The 22,065-nt window shown below is 66.2% G+C and carries 23 protein-coding genes; 16 read left to right on the top strand and 7 right to left on the bottom strand.

The window, feature by feature from the left end:
• Window positions 1–41 precede the first annotated feature (41 nt).
• Together ACZ5MJ_RS09900 and ACZ5MJ_RS09895 are read left to right on the top strand one after the other, a co-directional pair.
• Window positions 42–1,247 (top strand): M48 family metalloprotease, encoded by a 1,206-nt coding sequence (locus ACZ5MJ_RS09900; protein ID WP_464219033.1) that lies wholly within the window; start codon window positions 42–44, stop codon window positions 1,245–1,247.
• Window positions 1,244–6,778 carry an AAA domain-containing protein gene (locus tag ACZ5MJ_RS09895; protein ID WP_464219031.1) on the top strand — a complete coding sequence of 1,845 codons (5,535 nt, stop codon included), beginning with the start codon at window positions 1,244–1,246 and terminating at the stop codon, window positions 6,776–6,778. Before ACZ5MJ_RS09900 ends, ACZ5MJ_RS09895 begins: the two co-directional genes overlap by 4 nt.
• Window positions 6,779–6,848: 70 nt before the next feature.
• Here the strand turns inward: ACZ5MJ_RS09895 and ACZ5MJ_RS09890 are convergent, their stop codons facing one another.
• Together ACZ5MJ_RS09890 and ACZ5MJ_RS09885 are read right to left on the bottom strand one after the other, a co-directional pair.
• Window positions 6,849–7,289 carry a hypothetical protein gene (locus ACZ5MJ_RS09890; RefSeq protein WP_464219030.1) on the bottom strand — a complete coding sequence of 147 codons (441 nt, stop codon included), beginning with the start codon at window positions 7,287–7,289 and terminating at the stop codon, window positions 6,849–6,851.
• A gap of 184 nt (window positions 7,290–7,473) precedes the next feature.
• Window positions 7,474–7,782, bottom strand: coding sequence for an EthD family reductase (locus tag ACZ5MJ_RS09885; RefSeq protein ID WP_464219028.1), 309 nt, complete (start codon window positions 7,780–7,782; stop codon window positions 7,474–7,476).
• 255 nt (window positions 7,783–8,037) lie between these two features.
• Between ACZ5MJ_RS09885 and ACZ5MJ_RS09880 the strand changes: the two genes are divergently transcribed.
• Genes ACZ5MJ_RS09880 through ACZ5MJ_RS09870 form a run of 3 tightly spaced genes read left to right on the top strand, consistent with a single transcriptional unit; the run spans window position 8,038 to window position 8,814 of the window.
• Complete coding sequence (locus ACZ5MJ_RS09880) at window positions 8,038–8,241, top strand: hypothetical protein (protein ID WP_464219027.1); 204 nt, start codon at window positions 8,038–8,040, stop codon at window positions 8,239–8,241.
• A gap of 55 nt (window positions 8,242–8,296) precedes the next feature.
• On the top strand, window positions 8,297–8,542 hold the full coding sequence (locus ACZ5MJ_RS09875) for a hypothetical protein (protein ID WP_464219025.1): 246 nt from the start codon (window positions 8,297–8,299) through the stop codon (window positions 8,540–8,542).
• Window positions 8,543–8,574: 32 nt separating this feature from the next.
• Window positions 8,575–8,814, top strand: coding sequence for a hypothetical protein (locus ACZ5MJ_RS09870; RefSeq protein ID WP_464219023.1), 240 nt, complete (start codon window positions 8,575–8,577; stop codon window positions 8,812–8,814).
• A 63-nt stretch (window positions 8,815–8,877) separates the two neighbouring features.
• On the opposite strand, the gene ACZ5MJ_RS09865 is transcribed toward ACZ5MJ_RS09870, so the two are convergent.
• Together ACZ5MJ_RS09865 and ACZ5MJ_RS09860 are read right to left on the bottom strand one after the other, a co-directional pair.
• A complete protein-coding gene (locus ACZ5MJ_RS09865; RefSeq protein WP_464219021.1) occupies window positions 8,878–9,378 on the bottom strand; it encodes a DoxX family protein in 501 nt (166 codons plus the stop codon).
• Window positions 9,378–10,016 carry a hydrolase gene (locus tag ACZ5MJ_RS09860; RefSeq protein ID WP_464219019.1) on the bottom strand — a complete coding sequence of 213 codons (639 nt, stop codon included), beginning with the start codon at window positions 10,014–10,016 and terminating at the stop codon, window positions 9,378–9,380. The genes ACZ5MJ_RS09865 and ACZ5MJ_RS09860 overlap by 1 nt, the downstream gene beginning before the upstream one ends.
• Before the next feature lie 242 nt (window positions 10,017–10,258).
• Here ACZ5MJ_RS09860 and ACZ5MJ_RS09855 point away from each other — a divergent pair, with 242 nt between their 5' ends.
• Window positions 10,259–10,555 carry a putative quinol monooxygenase gene (locus ACZ5MJ_RS09855; protein WP_464219018.1) on the top strand — a complete coding sequence of 99 codons (297 nt, stop codon included), beginning with the start codon at window positions 10,259–10,261 and terminating at the stop codon, window positions 10,553–10,555.
• A gap of 416 nt (window positions 10,556–10,971) precedes the next feature.
• On the opposite strand, the gene ACZ5MJ_RS09850 is transcribed toward ACZ5MJ_RS09855, so the two are convergent.
• Window positions 10,972–11,136: a hypothetical protein gene (locus ACZ5MJ_RS09850; protein WP_464219016.1), complete on the bottom strand. Its 165-nt coding sequence runs from the start codon at window positions 11,134–11,136 to the stop codon at window positions 10,972–10,974.
• Between the two features lie 148 nt (window positions 11,137–11,284).
• Between ACZ5MJ_RS09850 and ACZ5MJ_RS09845 the strand changes: the two genes are divergently transcribed.
• The 4 genes from ACZ5MJ_RS09845 to ACZ5MJ_RS09830 all read left to right on the top strand — a co-directional run bounded on the left by ACZ5MJ_RS09845 (window position 11,285) and on the right by ACZ5MJ_RS09830 (window position 15,923).
• Window positions 11,285–12,247, top strand: a complete 963-nt coding sequence (locus ACZ5MJ_RS09845) for a VOC family protein (RefSeq protein WP_464219015.1) — start codon at window positions 11,285–11,287, stop codon at window positions 12,245–12,247.
• A gap of 163 nt (window positions 12,248–12,410) precedes the next feature.
• Complete coding sequence (locus ACZ5MJ_RS09840; RefSeq protein WP_464219014.1) at window positions 12,411–13,265, top strand: fumarylacetoacetate hydrolase family protein; 855 nt, start codon at window positions 12,411–12,413, stop codon at window positions 13,263–13,265.
• 24 nt (window positions 13,266–13,289) lie between these two features.
• Entirely contained in the window at window positions 13,290–15,065 is a 1,776-nt protein-coding gene (locus ACZ5MJ_RS09835) for an FAD-dependent oxidoreductase (protein ID WP_464219013.1), read from the top strand.
• A 66-nt stretch (window positions 15,066–15,131) separates the two neighbouring features.
• The gene (locus tag ACZ5MJ_RS09830; protein ID WP_464219012.1) at window positions 15,132–15,923 is read left to right on the top strand and encodes an FCD domain-containing protein; all 792 of its coding nucleotides are present in this window, start codon (window positions 15,132–15,134) and stop codon (window positions 15,921–15,923) included.
• 59 nt (window positions 15,924–15,982) lie between these two features.
• Here the strand turns inward: ACZ5MJ_RS09830 and ACZ5MJ_RS09825 are convergent, their stop codons facing one another.
• The gene (locus ACZ5MJ_RS09825; RefSeq protein ID WP_464219011.1) at window positions 15,983–16,945 is read right to left on the bottom strand and encodes a LysR family transcriptional regulator; all 963 of its coding nucleotides are present in this window, start codon (window positions 16,943–16,945) and stop codon (window positions 15,983–15,985) included.
• 211 nt (window positions 16,946–17,156) lie between these two features.
• A complete protein-coding gene (locus tag ACZ5MJ_RS09820) occupies window positions 17,157–17,822 on the bottom strand; it encodes a TetR/AcrR family transcriptional regulator (protein WP_464219010.1) in 666 nt (221 codons plus the stop codon).
• A 252-nt stretch (window positions 17,823–18,074) separates the two neighbouring features.
• On the opposite strand from ACZ5MJ_RS09820, the gene ACZ5MJ_RS09815 reads away from it, so the two are divergent.
• From ACZ5MJ_RS09815 to ACZ5MJ_RS09790, 6 genes are all read left to right on the top strand, one after another.
• The gene (locus ACZ5MJ_RS09815) at window positions 18,075–18,404 is read left to right on the top strand and encodes a hypothetical protein (protein ID WP_464219009.1); all 330 of its coding nucleotides are present in this window, start codon (window positions 18,075–18,077) and stop codon (window positions 18,402–18,404) included.
• 32 nt (window positions 18,405–18,436) lie between these two features.
• Window positions 18,437–18,589 (top strand): hypothetical protein, encoded by a 153-nt coding sequence (locus ACZ5MJ_RS09810; RefSeq protein WP_464219007.1) that lies wholly within the window; start codon window positions 18,437–18,439, stop codon window positions 18,587–18,589.
• Between the two features lie 22 nt (window positions 18,590–18,611).
• Window positions 18,612–19,448: a dioxygenase family protein gene (locus ACZ5MJ_RS09805; protein WP_464219006.1), complete on the top strand. Its 837-nt coding sequence runs from the start codon at window positions 18,612–18,614 to the stop codon at window positions 19,446–19,448.
• 161 nt (window positions 19,449–19,609) lie between these two features.
• A complete protein-coding gene (locus tag ACZ5MJ_RS09800; protein WP_464219005.1) occupies window positions 19,610–19,852 on the top strand; it encodes a hypothetical protein in 243 nt (80 codons plus the stop codon).
• 15 nt (window positions 19,853–19,867) lie between these two features.
• Window positions 19,868–20,431, top strand: a complete 564-nt coding sequence (locus ACZ5MJ_RS09795) for an NADPH-dependent FMN reductase (protein WP_464219003.1) — start codon at window positions 19,868–19,870, stop codon at window positions 20,429–20,431.
• Window positions 20,432–20,886: 455 nt separating this feature from the next.
• Window positions 20,887–22,065, top strand: coding sequence for a CaiB/BaiF CoA transferase family protein (locus tag ACZ5MJ_RS09790; RefSeq protein ID WP_464219000.1), 1,179 nt, complete (start codon window positions 20,887–20,889; stop codon window positions 22,063–22,065).

Here is a 22,065-nt window from a genome sequence, read left to right as displayed (position 1 = left end):
CCCTGTAGAATCGGCCTCCACGCAACCCTGGAACGTCCCGCATGGACTCTCACGCCCCGGATCGCGGCGCGCTGGTGCCGCTGGCCTATCACGCAGCGGTGGTCGACTACCTGCGCCGCCATGAGCCCGAGGTCTGGCGCTGGGCCGGCGCCCGCGCGACCGGCGCCGATCACCGCGAGGCACTGCGCCAGACGCTGCTGCGCGACACCTACCGCATCGAGGCGGACGCGCACGCCGACGTGCACGCGGCGCTGGCCGGGGCGATGGCGCGGCTTGGCATCGACGCGCCCGCGACGCTCTACCAGTCGCCGGGCCAGGACATGAACGCCGCGCTGGTCTATGTGCCGGGCGAGGTCCACATCATCCTGCAAGGGCCGCTGCTGGAACGGCTGTCGCCCCCGGAGCTGCTGGCAGTGTTCGGCCACGAGCTGGCCCACTACCTGCTGTGGTCGCGCGATGACGGCCAGTTCCTGGTAGCCGACCGCATCCTGAACGACGCGCTGGCCGCGCCCGGCGCCGGCGCCAGCCATCGCGAGACCTGGCGCCGCTACGCGCTGCACACCGAGCTGTTCGCCGACCGCGGCGGCGCTGTCGCCGCCGGCGCGGTGGCGCCGGCCGTGTCCACGCTGGTCAAGGTGCAGACCGGCATGGGCAGCGTGGACGCGGCCGCCTACCTGCGCCAGGCAGCCGAGATCGAATCCCATGAAGGGGGTGCGAGCGCTGCCCACAGCCATCCCGAGACCTTTATCCGCGCCCGCGCGCTGGCACTCTGGTGGGAGGGCGCCGCCGGCCTCGATCCGTGGATCGAAACCCGGCTGCACGGCCCGCTGGCACTGGAGAAGCTGGACCTGCCGGGACAGGTCCGGCTGCAGGCGCTGACGCGCGGCTTCCTGGCCCACTTCCTTGCCGGCACGGCGCTGGCGAGCGAGGCGGTGCTTGCGCAGGTGCGGATGATGTTCCCCGACTGGCGCGACGACGAAGCGGCGGTCGGCCCCGATGCCTTGGGTGCGGACGTGGCCGACGACAGCGTGCGCGGCTACCTCAACGCGCTGATGATGGACCTGGCGCTCGCCGACCCCGACCAGCACGACGCGGCGCTGCTGCGCGCCGGCCAGGTGGCACAGGCGCTCGGCAGTCTGGACGCGCTGCAAGGCAACCTGCGCCGCGACGCCGGCTTCGGCAAGCGCGAGCTGGACCGTTTCCAGCGCCAACTGCAACGCGAACTGGCCAGGGAGGGCCGGGCATGACTGACAGCACGACCCCTGGCACGAATTCCATCTCGGGTATGAGCGGCAACAGCGAGCCGCGCACGCTGCGCGCCCTGGTCGACGCGCAGGCGGGCGCGGCGCTGCCGACCGACGACGTTCTGGTGCTGGTGCTGCCACTGTTCGCGCAGGTCGCCGCGATGCACGCGCAGGGCAGGGTGGCCGCGCTCGATCCCGACAGCATCCTGGTGGACGAGAGCGGCGGGCTGCGCCTGCGCCGGCCCGCCGGCGAAGCGCCCGTCATGGACATCGGCGCAGTGCATCGCGTGCAGCCGAATCCGGCCTCGGGCCTGAACATCGTCGGCGCGCTGCAGCTCGGCCACGCCGATGACGGACAGCGCGACCAGGCCGACCTGGCGCTGCAGCTCGACGCCACGGCGCCAGTCGAGCGCCCGGTCTATCTGCCCGGCCCGGCCAGCTGGGAACGCCTGGTTGGCCACCACGACGAGATCGGCGACGTCTTCCTGCTCGGCATGGTGCTCGCGAGCCTGGCCTGCGGCCTGGACTTCGGCGACGAGGACGACCTGCGCAGTTTCGTCGCGCATCGCCGCAACCTGTTCCTGGTGCACGAGCGCTTGCATCCGATCGTCGCCGCGGTGATCGTCGAGATGACCGAGATCAACCGCCACGACCGCGCCACCGATGTCGCCGCGCTGGCGACCCGGCTGCGCACGTGGCGCGAGCAGCCACTGGGCCTGGACGTTGAACGCGCGCTGGCCGGCACGACGGGGGCCACGCCGCGCCGAGCCGCCGTGCTCACGCACCTGCGCGACCGCTTGTTCGACCTCTCGCGGCGCAACCGCCTGCTGCATTTCCGTCCGACTGCGGCCAGCGTCAACGTCACCGTGGCCAGCGTGCCGCTGATGCTGCAGATCGAAAGCGTGCGGCCCGAGCACATCTGCACCTGGGGCGGGCCGTTCGCCGCCGAGCTGGTGGCGGGCAAGCCGGTGTCGCTGCAGCGCTGGCTGCGCTTCGACGACCAGCCATACCTGCCGGCATCGCTCGACCGCCTGATCGCCGAGACCCGCCGCGACCGCGCCGAATACGGCTTCAGCAACCTGCGCCTGGTGGTCGCGTTCCTGCGCTGGCACAACCTGAAAGAGGCGCCGGACGAGCGTATCGTGACGCCGCTGCTGTGGCTGCCGGTGGAGCTGGCCAAACGCAAGGGCGTGCGCGACCAGTACGTGATCCAGAGCGCCGGCGGCGAGGCCGAGTTCAACCCGGTGCTGCGCCACTACCTGAGCCAGCTCTACGACATTCGCCTGGACGAGACAGTGGATCTCGGCAAGACCTCCATCGAGGAGATCCATGCCGACATCCTCGCGCAGATTCGCCGCTCCGAGCCCTTGGTAGAGCTGCGCCTGGTCGACAAGGCCGCGGTGCGGCTGGTGCGGCAGAAGGCGCTGCAGCGGATGCAGCAGTTCCAGCGCCGCAAGCCGGGCACGGCCGCCGCGCGCACCGGCGGCTGGCTGCCGCCATACAGTTATGCGCAGGACGACTACCGGCCGCTGGGGCGCGCGCTGTACGAGCACTGGGTGCGCCCGAGCGACCTGCCTCAGCGTTTCGAAGCTGGCGCTGCGCCGGGAGCGGGTCCACGCCAGCCGCACATGAGCGGCCCCGCCGCAGCGCAGAGCGAGGAGCGCCAGGGCTACGTGCTGGAGCAGTCCGAGGGCCATCGTTATGCCTGGGACCTGGACCTGACGCAGGTGACGCTCGCCAACTTCAACTACCGCAAGATGTCGCTGGTGCGCGACTACGCGCAATTGCTGGACGAGCCCGGCGCCAATCCGGCGTTCGACCGTGTGTTTTCGATCGAGCCGCGCGACGTGGAGACGGAAGCGCCCGCGCCGCTCGCACCGGATGAGCAATGGAACGTGGTGGCGGCCGATGCGACCCAGAACGCCGCGGTCGGCCTGGCGCGCAGCCAGCGCAGCTTCATCATCCAGGGCCCGCCGGGCACGGGCAAGTCGCAGACCATCACCAACCTGATCGCCGACTACGCCGGGCGCGGCAAGCGCGTGCTGTTCGTCTGCGAGAAGCGCGCCGCGCTCGACGTGGTGTTCCATCGGCTCAAGCAGAGCGGGCTGGACCCGCTGTGCTGCCTGATCCACGACTCGCAGACCGACAAGAAGTCCTTCATTGCCGACTTGCGCGCCTGCTACGAGCAGTGGATCGCGCAGCCGCACGACGGCGATGCGCTGGCGGCGCGCCGCACACAGCTGGCGCAGGCGCTGGCCGCGCACCAGCAGCGTATCGATGCGTTCGAGTCGGCAATGGCCGCCGCGCCCGAGGCGCTTGGCGACAGCGTGCGTGCGCTGCAGCGCCGCGTGACCGCGCTGCCGGCCGTGCCGGACGCAGGGCCCGCGCTGCGCGAGCGCCTGCCGGCGCTGGCCGCGTGGGACCGTCAGCGCGATCTCGCGCACCGCGTGCACCGCGCCACGCGCGAGCGCTTTGGTCTCGACAGCCTGGCCGCGCACCCGTTCGCGCGCTTGTCTGCGCAGCTGCTGGCCGACGAGCGCGCATACGGCCGCGCCGAGCAGTTGTGCCATGACGCCGAGGCGCTGTTCGATGCGCTCGACCCTGTGCTGGACAGCACTGCGAGCCTGACCAGCCAGGCCACCAGCCTGGAACAGGCACGCGCGCATGCTTCCGACAGCCAGTGGCTGCTCGATACGGGCCTCGCTGCCCACCTGGACCTGCTCGATCCGGCTTCGCCGGCGCAAGCCGCACTGCGCGAGGTCCGCGCGGAGCTGGAGACACGCTCGCAGGCACTCGCCGGTGCAAAATCCGCAACCGCGAACTGGCAGGACAAGCTCAGCCCCGGCGATACCGAATCGGCACTCGCGCTTGCACGGCGGCTGGAGCCGTCGTTCGCGCGCTGGCTGCAGCCGGCATGGTGGCGACTGCGCGGCGAACTGAAGCGCCGCTATGACTTCGGCAAGCACGCCGTCCATCCCGGCTATGGCAAGGTACTGGAAGCGCTGGCCGCCGAGCACGCCGCGAGCGCGGCGCTGGCGGCGGCCGATGCCGACAGCCGCCGGCGCTACGGCGTGAGCGAGATGCAGGCCTTCCTGCGCGCGCTTGGCGAAATCGAGCAGCGCCTGCGGTCAGGCGCCGGCCCGCGCGAACTGGTCGCGCACCTGCGCCAGGCCGTCGATCCGGTCGCCGCGGCGCGCGCCGAGGCCGGTGCGCGCGAGGCACTGGAGAAGCTCGCGCAGCGCGTGCGCGACGGACTGACGCTGCCCGCCGATGCCCGCCTTGGCGGCATCGCCGAACTGCTGCGCGACCTGCGCGAAGCGCTGGACGACCTGCCAGACCTGTTGCCGCTGTTGCGCGCGGTGCATGCGGGCGACCCCGCCTGCGCCGCCACGCTGCAGTGGCTCGATCACGCACCGGCGCAGCTGGAGGCGCTGGTGGCCGACGAGGCACTGCGCCGTCTTGCACGCGAGAACCCGGTGCTAGCGCGCTTTGGCGGCGCGGCGCTGGCGCAGGCCGCCCGTGCGGTGGCGCAGGGACAGCGCGAGCTGCTCGCGCTCAACGCGCAAGTGGTGCGCGCCACGCGGCACAAGCAGTTCGCCGAGCACGTGCGCGTGTCGTCGCTATCGGCCACGATGCTGGACGCCGGCGGCAAGGCATTCAAGAAGCAATACGCCACGGGCCGCCGCGAACTCGAGCACGAGTTTGGCAAGAGCATGCGCCACCGCTCGATCCGCGATCTCGCTGACGATGAAACCGGCCTTGTCATCAACGACCTGAAGCCGGTCTGGCTGATGAGCCCGCTGTCGGTGTCTGACACGCTGCCGCTCTCGCCGGACCTGTTCGACGTGGTGATTTTCGACGAGGCCAGCCAGATTCCGACCGAAGAGGCCGTGCCAGCACTGAGCCGCGCGCGCCAGGTGGTGGTGGTCGGCGACGAGATGCAGCTGCCGCCGACGAGCTTCTTCACGGCCGGCGGCGCCGAGGGCGACGACGAGATCGTCGTGGAAGAAGAGGGCGAGCGCATCGCGATCAACCTCGATTCGGACAGCCTGCTGAACCAGGCCGCGCGCAACCTGCCCGCCACGCTGCTGGCGTGGCACTACCGCAGCCGCCATGAGTCGCTGATCAGCTTTTCCAACGCGGCGTTTTACGACGGGCGCCTCGTCACCATCCCCGACCGCGTGCTGGAACAGGCCGAGGACGAGGCCGAACCGCTGCGCTCGGACCAGGAGGATGCCGGCATTGCGGGTGCGGACGCGCTGCTGGCGCGGCCGGTCAGCTTCCACCGGCTGGCCGACGGCGTCTACGCCGACCGCCGCAATGCGCCGGAGGCGGGCTACATTGCCCGGACCGTGCGCGAGCTGCTGCGGCGCGAGACCGGGCTGAGCCTGGGTATCGTGGCATTTTCCGAGGCGCAGCAGGGCGCCATCGAGTCGGCGCTCGAGGCGCTGGCCGCCGCGGACGCGGACTTTGCGATGCGCCTCGAGCGCGAGTATGTGCGCGAGGACGACGACCAGTTCAACGGCCTCTTCGTCAAGAACCTGGAGAATGTGCAGGGCGACGAGCGCGACGTGATCATCCTGAGCATCTGCTATGCGCCGGGACCGGACGGCAAGATGCTGATGAACTTTGGTCCGATCAACCAGCGCGGCGGCGAGAAGCGCCTGAACGTGATCTTCAGCCGCGCACGCCATCGGATGGCGGTGGTGTCGACGATCCAGGCCGAGGCGATCACTAACGTGCATAACGACGGCGCGGCCGCGCTGCGCGCGTTCCTGCAGTTCGCGCAGGCCAGCGCGCGCGGCCAGTTCGAGCGTGCCCAGGCGGTGCTCGGCGCGCTGAACCCGGGCGCGCGCGACGCCTTCACGCGCGAGGCCACGCCGGACAGCATCCGCGACGCACTGGCAGAGGCCTTGCGTGCGCGCGGCCACGAGATACATGCCAACGTTGGCCGCTCGCAGTTCCGCTGTGACCTGGCCATCGCCGATCCGTCGGGACAAGGCTACGCGCTGGCGATCCTGCTCGATACGCCGTCAGAGGACGTGACCGACACCGCCGAGCGCTACGTGTTCCGCCCCGGCATCCTGCGCAGCTTTGGCTGGCGGGTGCTGGACATCCCGGGCAAGGACTGGCTCGACGACCGGGACGCGGTGCTGGCCCGCATCGAGGCCATGCTGGCGGGCGGCGAGGACCGCGCGCTGGATGTGGAGGTCGAGATCCCGGCGCCGTTGGCGAAGCCGTTGACGACGCCGGTGACGGCGCAGGGCGCAGGGACAGGCAACGAGGTCCGGACGGGCGCGGCAGCGGCAGCGGCAGCCGTGCCTGAGTTGGTGCGGACGCTCCGCTTCGAGCAGGGCACGTCGCGCAAGTTCTGGCGTGCCAGCGTGCGCGGCACGGAACTCTGCGTCAGCTACGGCCGCATCGGCAGCGCGGGGCAGACGATCGTGAAGGCGTTCGAAAGCGCCGAGCGGGCCCGGCGCGAGGCGGACAAGCTGGTGACGGAGAAGCTGCGCAAGGGCTACGTGGAGGAGTAGCCACGGGATCGGGTCAAGCGCACGATGGGCCGGATACCCAAGTATCGGGCGCCATCGCGCGCCGGCTCACTCAGTCGTCCTGACGATGCTTCTTGTGGTTCTTGTGCTTGCCGCGATTGCCGTTCTTGTGGTCATCGGCATAGTTGTTGCGCGACACATTGCCGCCCAGCGCCGAACCCGCCGCACCACCGGCCGCGGCACCGACGATGCCGCCGGTTCGGCCGCCCATGGCATTGCCTGCCGCGGCGCCGGCACCACCGCCCAGCGCGCCACCCACGACGGCGCCAGTGCGTTCCTTCTTGTTGGCAGTCACTGCGCCGCCCGCGCCGCCGCCCACCGCACCGCCGATCACGGCACCCGTGCTGCCGCCCAATGCGCCACCGACGGCCGCGCCCGCGGCACCGCCCAGACCGCCTCCCACGGCGTTCTTCAGGTCATCGGCCAACGCCGGCATGGTTGCAGCGCTTAGCAGCAGGGTCAGGCACAGCGTACGAAGTGGTTGTCGAGTCATGTTTTTCCTCAATAGGGGCTGGTTGGCGATCCGCCGATGCAGGAGCTTACATGGGCGGCATTCGACTCCGGCAATAGCGCCCCCCAGCATGGAGGCGCAACGCGCCGGGAGACAGAAGAGCGCTTCTCAATTGGTGGAGGGCTTTGTCGACGCAGGCCGTCAGGTGCACAGGGCGACCGCTGGCCTAAACTTCCTTCGTGTCGAATATGAGCATGTCAACGCCGGCCTGGGCAAACTTGGCCACGTCAGCAGCTGCTGCGGCCCCCTCAGGCGAAGCCATTGCCTGCCGGAGCGCTGCCAGCGAATCGAAGCTCAGCACCGCAACCAGGTGAAACGGCGATTCGCCGACTGGGGTTGCAACCGGGCCGCTGCTGACTTCGTAGCGTCGCAGGCCGGCGATCTTCTTGGCGATCGGAATATGGGTCGAGAAGTAATAGGAATCAAACGCCGCCGTGTCCGCAGGCTTCTTGTATAGCACCACTAGCTTTGCCATTGTGGTTTCTCCAAACGTGAGTTAAACAGCGCCCGAGCTTGCTAGTGTAGCTTCCCTATGGCTTGTGAACCCCACTTCTTTCGGGACATGTGCCGTCCGGTGCACTTTATGCGCAGCGCGTACTGGGGGCAGCCGGTGATCGTCGGCGCTTTGACCTGTTGATTGCGGTCGGAGCGATGCTGCCGACCTCGCCGTCGAAGCTCGGGTTGACCAGTTTCTTCATGCTACGATTTCCTGTCTGAATCGGAGGCGGTCATGACAATCGAAAGCTACCAGGGCTACATCGTCCGCGGCTTTGCAAAGCAGCTTGGCGACGGATCGTTCGAGGCATCCGGTGCAGTTGAGAAGGATGGCCACGTCGAGGAGGGATCGGATCCCTTGGGGTACTACCCTTCATTTGAGCTTGCTGCGGCAGCCGGCATCGCCTGGGCGAAGGCGTGGGTAGATGATCACGGCTGAATTACCCTGAACTCGGCCACCCGGATACGATACTTTCAGACAGTGGGAGAAAGATATGGATCTCCAAGGCTTCACGTACTACCGTGACCACTGGTATGAGGTATCCGCAACGTCTCTTGGAGATGGAGAGCCTTGGCAAGGAGAGGCAACGATTTGCACGAAAGCGGCAGACGGTGCGCCACTCAAGGTCTTCGATCACCACCATGTTCCCGGCCAGTTCTTCAGCGAAGGCGAGGCATGGCAGCACGCTTCCGAGTGGGCCAGGAAGCAGATCGATGCGCGCTGTGATTCGCACGCCTGAGCCAGGAATCCTCGAAACGATGGGAGGTCGCCATGTCGAGCCATGTCTGGGTCGAAGAAGGGGAGTACTACTGCCACTGCACGGTCTGGAAGGCTAAATCCGGGATCTGGGAGGCATCGGTATTGTTTGAACGACGAATCGATCATGCAAACGCGTTTGTCCCGGGCTTGCGGCACAAGATCAAAGCCACGTTCAGTAGCGAGGAAGAGGCAATGACCGAGGCAATCGCTTACGCAAAGGCTTGCGTCGAGAACACCAAGACCGGCTTGTAGCCTCGTGGGGCTAGTCCAAATCGTTTCGGCTGCTTCTCCGACAGCTCGCCATCCGGCGCACGCTCACGAAAAGCGCAGCACGAGATTCCCCGGCCCGGCCGCCATCAGGATGACAAAGCCGCCGATGATGCTGATGTGCTCCAGGAATCCGGTGAAGAGCACCGTGCGCCGGGCGCCCTTCTGGTTCCAGAAGTCATAGAAGACCGCTGCGGTGGCCAGCGTGAAGATCGCCAGCAGGAAGGATGCCATGGCGGTCTGGTACCCCGCCATGATGGCAAGGCCGCACGATAGCTGCACAAGGATGGTCAGCGACAGCGCCACGCGTGGGAACGGCAGGTTGCGTGCGCGGACTTCGTCGAGACCGTGGCTGAAGAAGACCAGCTTGTTGGTGCCGCTGAGGACGAACATGAAGGCGATGAACACCCGGCCGGAAAGGAGGTAGTAGTCGGCCATGCCGGCTCCTGGTTGGGTGGTTGGAATCAGGGGGGACGTCGGACTTGCGCGCGCAATGGCGCAGGGAAGGAAGCGGGCCGGTGCGCCGTAGCGCTCCGGCCCGTCTTGCATCAGGTGCGGTCGTAAGAGAACTGAATGCCGGCCGTGCCGCCTGTCTGGATGAACAGGTCGATGAAAGCCGGAACGGTTTCCGAACGCGCCCAGTCGCGCTGCAGTTCGCAGAACAGTTGCGCAACGCTGATCATCTTGCCGCCGGCCTGTTCGATGCGGCGCAGCGCGGCTTCGTGCGCCGCAACGGAGGTACCGCCGACGGCATCGGCGACGACGTAGACCTCATAGCCTTCCTTGAGTGCATCGAGCGCAGGGAAGGTCAGGCAGGCCTCGGTCCACAGCGCGGTCATGATGAGCTTTTTGCGCCCGGTGGCCTTGACTGCCGCGCGGAACTCGACGTCCTCCCAGGAGTTGATCGAGGTGCGGTCATAGGTCGGGAAGTCGCCCAGCACCTTCTGCAGCTGCGGGATCGGCGGCTTGTTCAGGCCGGTCTTGACATTGACAGTGGAGTGGATGATCGGCAGCTTGTAGGCAACCGCGGCACGCGAAGTGCCGACGATGTTATTGACCAGCAACTGCCGGTCCATTGAGGCGATGGAGTTCACCTGAACCGGTTGGTAATCAATGATCACAAAGGCTGAGTTCTGCGGAGTCAGCAGGTGGTCGCTTGCGGGATCGCGGATGGGTTCGCTGGCCATGGTTTTCTCCAAAGCAAAGGATTGGATTTGCTGCTAAGCAGCGCATCAGTGCAGGTTGCGCTTGCGGCAGCCTGCGGCGCTGAGCCTTTGCAGCATAAGCCAAGGGGAGCACAAGCGAAATGGCCATCTGCCAAACACGCTGTTCGCCATGACAGAACGATACGCGCAGCGCCGGAATGTCCTTGCAAGCACCGGGACGTTTGACTAGGCTCCACGCACGACCCGATCGGAGGATGCGTGCGATGGATGACTTTTATGTGCTGGCGGTCCTGTACGCAAAGCCCGGACGGGAAGCCGAACTCAGGGAAAAACTGCGGGCCGTGGTGACGCCATCGCGTGGCGATGCGGGCAACCTGCGCTATGAAATGTTCGAGCAGCAGGACGATCCGCGCCGCTTTGTTTTTGTCGAGCACTGGGAGAGCCCGGCAGCGCAGGAAGCCCATCACACGCAGACCGAACACATTCGCCGCTTCCAGGAGGAAGGCAGCGATGCGGTGGAGCGTGTCGAGTTGTTCTACAGAATGAAGCTGGTGACCTGAGCGATCGTCGACATGAGGATTGGCAAGCAGGTTTGCCGTGGTGGAATTGTCGCGGTCGGCAATGCCGCGTGCGATGCTTTCCACGTACAGCTGTCAGCGGCTTGCCTCCGGACAGCAACCTGACCTCGACCTTCGCGCCGACGCGTACGTTGGGCAGCTTGGTTTCCTCGAAATATCCGTAGACCCAGTATGAGTGCTTGTCGATGAGCGCCATGCGCGCGGCGCCTGCGCTCACGTAGTCGCCCGCGTGCAGGTTCAGGTTGGTCACGTAGCCATTCAGCGGCACATAGACCTCGCTCCTGCGCAGGTTCAGCCGCGCGGTCTCCAGCGCGGCCAGGCTGGCATCGTAGCTGGCCTTTGCCTGCTTATCCTGTACACCGATATCCTCGCGGCTTTCGGCAGAGACGACGGCGCTGTCAAGGATTACGCACCGCTTGGCGGTGCCGCATATCGAGTTCGGCCTTGCGTGCCTGCGCCAGCGCTTCCGCCTGTGCCAGCGCCTGCCGGAAGCGCTCCTGGTCGGCAGCCATGTTCACCACATCGGCCCGCATGCGGCCGTCGCGCGTCCTCGGGGAGTACATATAGTGCAGAAGCGGTCGTCGGCGTTGTCCGTCGAGATGATATGCGAAACTTGTTTTTATATATTTTATGACATAGTATAGGTTCCAAGACTGCCGGGCCGGATGCACGGGCCTCGCGCGACAAGGTAAGAGAACTGCAGGAGACAAGATGGACATAAACGGAGCACAGCCGGGGACGCAGTCATGCGTGCCGGCGGCGGCGCCGCAACATGCGGTGCATTCGATCGATCACTACGCGCTCGAAGTGCCGGACCTGGCAGTGGCCGAGCAGTTCCTCGAGGCCTTCGGTCTGACGTTGCGGCGCCAGGCAGGCTGGCTGGAGGCGTTTGCCGCCGACGGGCATCGCTGGGCCCGGTTTCGCGAAGGCGACCAGAAGCGCTTGGCCTATCTGAGTTTCCGCTGCTTCGCCGAGGATCTTGCGGGCATCCGCCAGCAACTTGCCGATGCCGGTGCGACCTTCGTCGACGATGTACCGTTTGATCAGCCGGATGGCATCTGGTTTATCGATGTCGACGGCAACCTGATCCAGGTCCGGGTCGGGCCGAAGACTTCGCCATACACCAAGCTCGCGGCCGGGCTCGACAGCACGCTCGCAGGCGAGCGTGGTGCGCTGGTCAGGAGCCAGGTGCAGAAGGTCCGTCCGCGCCGCCTTTCCCACGTCCTGCTGTTCTCGCCGAATGTACAGCGAGCGCTCGACTTCTATCGCGATGCCCTGGGGCTGCGGCTATCCGACCGTTCAGCCGACATCATCGCCTTCACCCACGCCCCGCATGGCAGTGACCACCATCTGCTGGCGCTGGTGAAAAGTTCCGCCAAGGGATGGCATCACGCCGCATGGGACGTGGCCAGCGTGAACGAAGTCGGGCAGGGCGCGGCCCAGATGGCCAATGCGGGCTATATGCGCGGCTGGGGCACGGGGCGACACGTCCTGGGCTCCAACTACTTCTTTTATGTGCTCGATCCCTGGGGCTCGTTCTGCGAGTACTCGGCGGACATCGACTACATCCCCGCCGGGCAGGTATGGCCCGCGGGCGACTTCGCGCCGGAAGACTCACTGTACCAGTGGGGGCCGGACGTGCCGGACTATTTCGTGCGCAATACCGAAGCGTAAGCAGCAGGCCAACGCTGACGAATGGCCGCATGATCGGCAGTGCCTTTTCCTTTTGACTGAACGACAGCAGTAGCTTGCGTCTCGAATTTTAAAATATATTTAATTTGTATTTGTATATCGTGATGCCGTGACGGCCGCGATCTTCCCTACCGGAGCTTGAAGCATGAAACTCGCAACATTTTTACTGGACGGACGTTCGCGCGTGGGCGTGGTATCCGCCGACGGTGTGCTGGCCCTGCCAGAGGCGGCCGGAACAGACGTTGGCGCACTGGTGAAGTTGGGCCACAACACGGAGCAATGGCGCGAGCTGTACGCGCATGCCACGCCCGTGACGGATGCCAGCCGCCTGACCTGGCTGCCGCCGGTGCGCACGCCCCCCAAGATCCTGTGCGTCGGGCTGAACTATGCCGATCACACCAAGGAGTCCCCGTACGATCAGCCCGACTACCCCACGCTCTTCCTGCGCGTGGCGACCAGCATGGTGGGACATGAAGGCGCCATCGTGCGGCCACTGGTGAGCGATACGCTCGACTACGAAGGCGAGTTGGCCGTCATCATCGGCAAGGGCGGCAAGCATATCGCCAAGGAAGATGCGCTTGCGCACGTGTTCGGCTATTCCATCTTCAACGATGGCTCGGTGCGCGAGTATCAGTTCAAGTCGCCGCAATGGACGGTGGGCAAGAACTTCGATGCAACGGGCGGTTTCGGGCCGGTCGTGGTCACGGCCGATGAGCTGCCGCCGGGCGCGGCAGGGCTCAGGCTTGAGACACGCCTGAACGGCCATGTGGTGCAGTCCGCCAATACCTCGGACATGCTGTACGACGTGGCGTCGCTGATCGCGATCATCAGCGAGGCCATCACGCTCGAACCGGGCGATGTCATCGTGGCCGGCACGCCGTCTGGCATCGGCTGGGCGCGCACGCCGAAGCTGATGATGCGGCACGGCGACGTGTGCGAGGTATCGATCGAAGGCATCGGCACGCTGTCGAACCCGATCGAAGACGAGCCGGCGCAATAAGCCTTGCAATTCGAGGAGACGACCATGAAGACCATCGAAGTACCGGTCCTGGTGGTGGGCGCCGGGCCCGCCGGCCTGACCACCACCGCGCTGCTGGCAACCTACGGCGTGCGCACGCTGACCATCACCAAGTACCAGGGCACCGCCAATTCGCCGCGCGCCCACATCACCAACCAGCGCACCATGGAAGTGTTCCGTGACCTGGGCATCGAGGACCGCGTGCTGGCACTGGCGACGCCGAACGCGCTGATGAGCAACAACGTGTGGGCGACCAGCTTTGCCGGCACGGAGATCGCGCGGTTGCAGACGTGGGGCAGTTCCGAGCAGCGCAAGGCCGACTATGCGACGGCCAGCCCTTCGCCGATGTGCAACGCGCCGCAGCATCTGCTGGAGCCGGTGCTGCTCGATTGCGCCCGCGAGCGTGGCGCGGAATTCCTCTTCAATACGGAGCTGACGCACATCTCGCAGACGCCGGACGAGGTCACTGCGATGCTGAAGGACCGCATCACCGGGGAAATCACGCAGGTGAAGGCGCGCTACGTGGTGGGCGCGGACGGCGGCGCCAGCACAGTGGTGCCGCAGTGCGGGTTCGAGATGGAAGGCGAAATGGGACTCGGGGCAGCGGTCAACTGCTGGCTCGAGGTGGATCTGGCCAGATACTGCGAGCATCGTCCGGGCGTGCTGTACTGGATGACGCAGCCAGGCAATGATTATTGGGTAGGAAGCGGTACATACATCTGCGTGCGCCCGTGGAACGAATGGGTGCTGCTGTTCATGTACGATCCGGCCCAGGGCGAGCCCGACCTCAGCGAGGAGGCCGTGATCCGGCGCGCGCGGGCCACCATCGGCGACGACTCGCTTCCCATCAAGGTGAAGGCGGTCAGCAAATGGCAGATCAATCATGTTGCGGCGAAGAACATGCGCAAGGGCCGCGTGTTCATCGCCGGGGACGCGGCTCACCGGCATCCGCCCGCGAACGGACTCGGCACCAATACGTCGATTCAGGACGCGTTCAACCTGGCCTGGAAGCTTGCCCATGTGGTCCGCGGCAACGCCGATGAGCGCCTGCTCGACACGTATTCCGCCGAAAGGCAGCCGGTGGCGCGACGCGTAGTCGACCGGGCCATGCAGTCGGTCCGCAACATGCTGCCGATTGCCAAGGCGCTCGGGTTTGAGCCTGGCCAGAGCGAAGCCGAGGGCTGGCAGAACGTTGACGAACTCTTCGGCGACACGGAGCGGGGCCGCGAGCGGCGTCGTGCCTTGCAGGAAGCGGTGAAGCTGCAGGACTTCCAGTTCAACTGCCACGGTGTGGAAATGGGACAGGTCTACGCCTCATCCGCCGTGGTGCCGGACGGCCGCCCGCGCGAGACAGATTCGCGGGACCCGGATCTCTACTATCACCCGAGCACATCGCCTGGCGGCGTGGTGCCACATGCCTGGCTGGAGCATCGCAAGGCACGCCTGTCGACGCTGGACCTCGTCGGGCATGGCCGCTTCACGCTGCTCACCGGTGTTGGCGGCGCTGCATGGCGGCGCATTGCCAGACAGGTATCGGCCGCGCTTGGTACCGAAATCGAGGTCGTCAGCATTGGCGGCCCGAACTGTGATGCCCACGACGTCTACGGCACCTGGAGCGAACTGCGGGGCATCTCGGACGCCGGCGCGGTCCTGGTGCGGCCGGACCGGTTCGTTGGCTGGCGGCACGAGCATATCGATGCGCACGCGCCGCAGGCGCTGGAAGACGCCATGCGCGGCATACTCGGCCAGGCCGACGGGGCCGGCCGCCGCCGGGCCGCGTAGCTTCTCCGGTGGGTCCCGCAAAATATATAATAGTGCCTACTATCTATCATCGAGCGAGGCCCCATCGTGGCAAGAACCAAGTCAGCAACGACCGCCTCCGGCGAAGCCGCCGTCGCTTTGCCGGAGGCGCCGGACCTGGGCGGACGCACATGGGCTTCCGTGCTCGAACAAAGCGTCCGCGAAGACATCATCAACGGCAAGCTGCCGGCCGGCAGCAAGCTGCGCCTGAAGGAACTGGCCGAACGCTACCAGGCAGGCGTCATTCCGCTGCGCGAGGCTTTGTCGCGGCTGTGCACGACGGGCTTCGTGCTGGCCATCGACCAGAAGGGCTTCCGTGTGGCGCCGCTGTCCGCCGAAGAACTGCTGGACATCACGCGCGTGAGGCAGCAGATCGATACCAGCGCCCTGCGCGACGCAATCGAGGCCGGCGATATCGCCTGGGAGGCGGATGTCGTGGCCGCCCATCACCGCCTGACACGAATTCCGATGGTGCTGCGCGGCAAGGAAGGTGCCCTCAATCCCGAATGGGAGGAGGCGCACGCCGTGTTTCATGAGGTGCTGGTGTCCGGCTGCCGCTCGGCGTGGCTGCGTCGGTTCTCGATCGTGTTGCGCGACCAGACCGCGCGCTATCGCTTCCTCTCGCTTGCCGTGCCCAGGGCGGCCCGCAAGCGCGACGTGGCGGCCGAGCACGAGGCCATCGTCAACGCCATTGTCGCCCGCAACGCGCGTGAAGCGAGCAAGCTGCTGTCCGATCATTTCCAGGCGACCACGGACCTGGTGCTGAAATACCTGGCGCAACAGAAGACGCGTTCGGCCCCGGCACGTATGCCGGCGGTGGCAACCGAGCTGGCTACCTGAGGCATTCGCGCGCAGCCAGGCGGCGCGAGCGTTTGGCCGCGCCGCGGCGGGACGCGCCGTCAGACTGACAGGACCGGCTTGACGTCGGGCGTCCCGGCGGTGCTGTCGCAGCGCGGCTCCCACGGCGGCGGCGACAGCGATTGCTGCAGGAACTGGATCAGCGTCCGGATCTTGTGCGAGGTATAGGCGGTGCGTGGATAGACCGCAAAGACGCCATCGTCTATTGGCGCTTCGTGGGGAAGTAATTCGATCAGGCTGCCGGCCGCCAGCTCCCGCGAGACGATGAACAGCGGCAGTACGGCAATGCCGTGGCCGCCCAGCGCGGCGTCGCGCAGCACCTCGCCGTTGTTGGCCGTGAATACGCCGTGTGGTGTGATGATCTTCGGTGCGGCCTGCGGGGTGCGGCCACGGAACGCCCAGATCTGCCCGGGCGGGGAATTACTGTAGGACAGGCAGGCATGCCTGGCGATGTCGGCGATGCTCTCGGGCCGGCCGGCGCGCGCCGCGTATTCAGGGCTGCAGCACAGGATGCGCCGGCTGATCGCCAGTTTGCGGGCGATCAGCGCGCTGTCGCCGAGGCGCGTGATGCGGATCGCCAGGTCATAGCGTTCATATCCCGTATCCACCAGCCGGTCGTCCAGCTCCATCACAACATGCAGGCGCGGATGCGCCTTTGCGAATTCAGAAATCAACGGCGACAGCCAGAGCGTGCCGAAGCTCATCGGCGCAAGGATTCGCAATTCGCCGCACAGCTCCTGCGAGGTCTTGGAGATGCTTTCGGCGGCATGGGTGAGCTGTGCCATGGCAGCCCGCGCCTGCTCATAGAAGTGCCGGCCGCTCTCGGTTGGCTGCACGCGGCGCGTGGAGCGCTGCAGCAGCGTAACGCCCAGGCTGCGCTCCAGGTCGCTGATGCGCTTGCTGACGACGGACTTCGAGAGCGCCATGTGACGCGCAGCGCCGCTGATGCTGCCGAGTTCGACGACCAGCAGGTAGGCTTCGATCTCCTCGGTTCTGAGTTGCATTTGGGTATCCGGATTCCTTCAATTCGACGCGTAGCATACTGAATCGCACTGTGACAGTGCAATCGAAAGCGACCCGGGCAGAGCGCCCGCACGCAAGTCGGCCGCGGCTACCGAACTGACTGCCTGAATGGCCTCGATCCCTCGAATCCGCAGATCGCCGGCCGTCAGGTGAAATGACGTGGCGGAATATGCCACGTCCTGCCTTGAAGCATCAGACGGCCCCGACCACGCCCTCTGCCACGATCAGGGCGGTAGCGTCATTGACCAGCGCATGCATTTCGCCGTCGTCCGGACGCACGCCGGTGGCCAGGGTCCGGTGCAGCACGCTGGCCAGCACCATGCCGTGGAAGAGCAGGGCGCAGACTTCCGGGCTGGCTGACAGCGTGGCGCCGGCCGCTTGCCGTGTAGAGAGAAAGCCCGCGACATAGGCACAGGTTGCCGCGGGGCCACGCGTGTACCACGCATTGCCGAGAGCCGGAAAGCGCCGCGATTCCGCGAAGATGAGCCGCAGGAACGCAAGGTGGCGCTCCTCCAGCAAGGACTGCAGGAAGCCGTGCGCGATCTTCCGCAGGCCCTGTGCGGCGTTGCAGCGCGACAGGTCCAGACTGGTCTCGGTTTTCTCCAGGAAGCGGTCGCAGAGTCTTTCCACCACGGCGACGAACAAGCCGTCCTTGCCCCCGAAGTAATTGTAGACATTGGTCTTGGAGCCTCCGCACGCCTTGACGATCTCATCGAGGCTAACGCCGTCGTAGCCGTGCTCGAGAAACATATCCGCAGCGATGCTCAGGATCAGGGCGCGCTTCTCTTCCCCACGACGCGTCATGCGCAAGGGCGGGCGGGGAGCAGCGTCGCGGGAGGGGTCCGGTTGTAATTCCATGCAATAGCCAGCGTTGAAAGAGATTGGCCGCCCGCGCCATGTTCCGTGGCGCCGGGCCCCGCGCAGTCTACCAAAAGGCCGAAGTCGGGACTGGCGGCGTGAGGTACCCGGGGAGACTTCGGAGAATCCGAACCGCATCTTCCGAATCAAAGAATACCATACGGTACGGTTATGTATATATTTCACTCCATCCACGGCGCTGCCGGGCCAATGCGGTGGGCGCGCTTTCCCTCAACTTTCAAGGAGCAAGTGATGAAAACGGCAATGATTGGTGCGATGGCGATGCTGGTGATGGCTTCCGCGGCGCAGGCGGCAGTGCGGTCGCCGGATGCCTGCAGGGATGGGGCAGGTGCGGCACAGGCCTCGCTGCCCATGATCTGGGCGCTGCAGCACTCGCCGACCGGCCGCCTGGCGGACGAGCAGTTCCGCAAGATCGCTGTGCGCAAGGCAGACCCGTTCCTGGATGGTGCGGCTCGCCCGGTTGATGCGTTCACTGATGGCGCGCTGCGTCAGGTCGATCCGTTCACTGACGGTGCGCTGGCCAAGGTTGGCGGTGTGGATCCGTTCGCGGACGGCGTCTGACCGGCAAGCAGGGGCTGCGCGCATGACGCGCAGTGCTTATCGCGCAACGTGCACAAGCTGCCGCGCTTCGTCTCGCGGTCGATGCCGTGCCGCACACCCCGACGCACAAGCCCGCCAAGCACAAGCTGATGGCGGACAGCTCACTGCTGGCCCGCGCCGTCGACCTGGCGGCTGCCAGGGGATGAAACAGAACAAGCGGAGACAACCATGGGCAATCCCGACAACTACACCCTCCAGCGCGCCCTCGACGCCATGTGCGATGTGCCGGGTTCCGACCCTGCGCTGCAGGCTCGGTTCGGCGTGGCGCTGCGGCACTTTCATGCCATGCTGGACGAACTGAAGCTGACCGACGAACAGCTGTACCGCATCGCCGGCTGGCTCGGCAAGGTCGCCGCCCAGGACGAACTGGTCATGCTGTGCGACATGATGGGCCTGACCATGCGCGCGCTCGACCTGGCGCGCACCGATGACCACGCCACGCCGCAGAACGTGACCGGCCCCTTCCCCAAGGACCAGGTGGCCGAGGGCTCCAATCCCTGCTACATCGCAACGGAAGACGAACCCGGGCAGCGGCTGGAGGTCCGCGGGCGGGTGCTGGACGCCTCGACTGGCCGCCCGATTCCCGGTGCGACGCTGATCGTGTGGCAGCCCAACCAGTTCGGGCGCTACGAGAACGAAGACGACTCGCAGTCAGAAGACAACCTGCGTGGCAAGCTGCGCTGCGATGCAGAAGGCGCTTTCGAGGTGGTCACGGTCCGTCCGGGCGGCTACGTCATCGGGCGCGAGCATACCGAGGTCGGCGTGTTGATGAAGCACCTCGGGCGCAATCGCCAGCGTGCGCCGCACATCCACTATCGCGTCATGCATCCGGGATACCGGACGCTCACTTCGCAGATCTATTTCAAGGGCGATCCCGCCAACCCGGTCGACTGCATCTTCTCGACCATCGAGGACCACATCGTCAATATCGTGCCGCACCCGGAGCGCAAAGGCTACCAACTGGTGGAACTGGAGGTCGTGGTCGAGCCGGAGCCGAAGCAGTAAGGCGGCAGCGCTGCCGCTCAGGACGCTGCTGAAATCGAGTGGACCTGCGCCGGGGCGCACTGAATTCTTGCGGCGCTTGGGCGAGAGCTCAAGCATAGGCGGCGTGGGGGCATCGTCAATGGCTGTGCGTGCGACGTGTCTGGTCTGGAGTGCCAGTACTGTTGAGCGTCGATGCGGAGAGCGTTGCCAGGAATGCGACAAAGAGCAACCCGAAGCCGGGTGAAAGCGCAGCCAATGTCGGCGACCTGCGTAACCCGCACGCCGACGGCGCCAAGCGGGGAAGGGCGGATTCGTTCACCGGTGGCGCGGCCTGTCACCACAGGACGTTCGGCGCGCACATCCGAGACGCCATGGCCTCCGTCATGCTGGATAATGAGCAGGGCCATACCCCTACATCTTCATGAAATGAGGCGCGACAAATGATCAGAATCCTGGGAATTTCCGGCAGCCTGCGTGCCCAGTCGTACAACACCGCGCTGCTGCGGGCAGCGCAGGCGGAGGCTGACGCGCAGATCCGCCTCGATATCGCCACCCTGCATGGCATTCCGCTTTACGACGCAGACCTGGAGGCGCGTGAAGGCTTGCCCGCCGCCGTGGTGGCGTTGCGCGAAGAGGTCATGGCCAGCGATGGTCTGTTACTCGCCACGCCCGAATACAACAACGGCATCCCCGGCGTCTTCAAGAACGCCATCGACTGGCTCTCGCGGCCGGCGAGCGATATCCCCGCAGTCTTCGGCAATCGCCCGGTAGCAGTCATCGGGGCATCCGCCGGGGGCTTCGGTACCGTGCTGGCACAGAACGATTGGCTGCCGGTGCTCAAGACACTGGGCACGCGGAACTATAGCGGAGGCCGGCTGCTGGTTGCGCGCGCGGGCCAGGTGTTCGACGCGCGGGGCGAACTCACCGATGCCGGCATGCGTACGCGGCTCAAGGAATTTGTTGGCGGCTTCGCTGCGTTCGTGGAAGGCCTGCGCGCGGGCTGAGCGTGCTCAGCTGGCGGTTCCCGCCGCAGCCTCGGGACGTGTTTTTAACGCTCCCGTCGAAGCGCGGCAGATCGTGAGCGGGATCCATAGCCCGTTCACGGAGGGATTTGACACTGCGGACTGGCGTCAGGCAAAAGCGCTGTCGGAGGAATTGTCCTGACGCCGATGGCTCTATGCCGCGAGATTCACACTCGCGAAAGTGCTTATAAAGACACGTTTATAAATGGGCACGGTGGTTTTGCCGCATTCATGACGCAACTGCCTGAGGGCGCCGCGACAGCGCTGCCGCGCCCAACCGGGCGTAACGCGGTTGGGCCCGTGCCGCCACCATTTCGATCCCTTCGAATCGCCGTTTCGGAAAAGGCCAGTTGGCCAGACGGCGGCACGCCTCTACTCTTCCCGCATGCACCAGATCCATTTGGATGCAACGCAACGCATAACAAAGGAAGACAGCAATGCATGACTTGCCTCTCGACGGTGTGGTGGTGGTCGAACTGAGTGACAGCGCTTCGGCGCCGTTCGCCGGCCAGATCCTGGCGGCGCTGGGAGCGGACGTCTGGAAGGTGGAGCGGCCCACGGGTGATTCGGCGCGCGGCTGGGGACCGAGCAAGTGGAAGGGCAGCGGCGCGGCCTTCCATGCCATCAACCGCGGCAAACGCTTCATCAGCCTTGACATCAAGGACGCCGGCGATCTTGCCACGCTACATCAGCTCATTGCGGAGCGCGCCGACGTCTTCTTCCACAACCTGCGGCCCGGCTCGGCGGCGCAATACGGGCTTGATCCCGACAGCCTGCGTGTGACCAAGCCGGAACTGATCTGCTGCGAGGTCGGAGCCTTCGGCCACGTGGGGCCGCTGAATGCCGCACCGGGATATGACCCGCTGATGCAGGCGTTTGCGGGGATCATGAGCATCACGGGAGAGGAGGGCCAGTCGCCCGTGCGTGCCGGGGTGTCCATCGTCGACTTTGGCACCGGCATGTGGGCGGTGATCGGCATCCTTGCGGCGCTGTTTCGCCGGCAACAGAAGCATGTCGGCGCAACCGTCAACAGCTCGCTGCTGGAGACCGCCATTGCCTGGATGTCGATCGGCGTCGCCAACTACAACGCTGACGGCGAGCCGGGCTCGCGCCATGGGTCCGGCGTCGCCTTCATCGTGCCGCATCGGGCCTACCAGACTGCGGACGGTGACCTGATCATCAGTTGCGCGAACGACGCGCTGTTTGCGCGGTTTTGCGAGACGCTGGACCGGCCCGAGTGGGCCGTCGACCCACGCTTCACCACGAATGCGGCGCGCCTGCGCCATCGCGCCATGATCGATGGGCTCATCGGCGAGCGCCTGGCAGAGCGCCCGCGCGCCCACTGGCAGGAGCGGCTGGGTGCCGCCGGACTGCCGTGCGCCCCGATCCAGACTACTGAGGAACTGGTGCACCACGCGCAGACCGACGCGCTGGGCATCATCGACAAGCCGTCAGACGATGAGCTCGCCGTCGTCGGCCTGCCGTTGTCGTTCAACGGCAAGCGTCCGCCGCCGCTATCGGCGGCGCGAGAAGTCGGCCACGACAACGCGGACCTCGAATTCCTGGCCAAGCGGCAGCGAAGCCCTCGTGGGGCACGACATTACCAACCGGAGTGA

It is taken from the genome of Cupriavidus sp. LA-1, from assembly GCF_055385985.1.
This window is presented reverse-complemented; position numbering and strand designations above follow the sequence as displayed.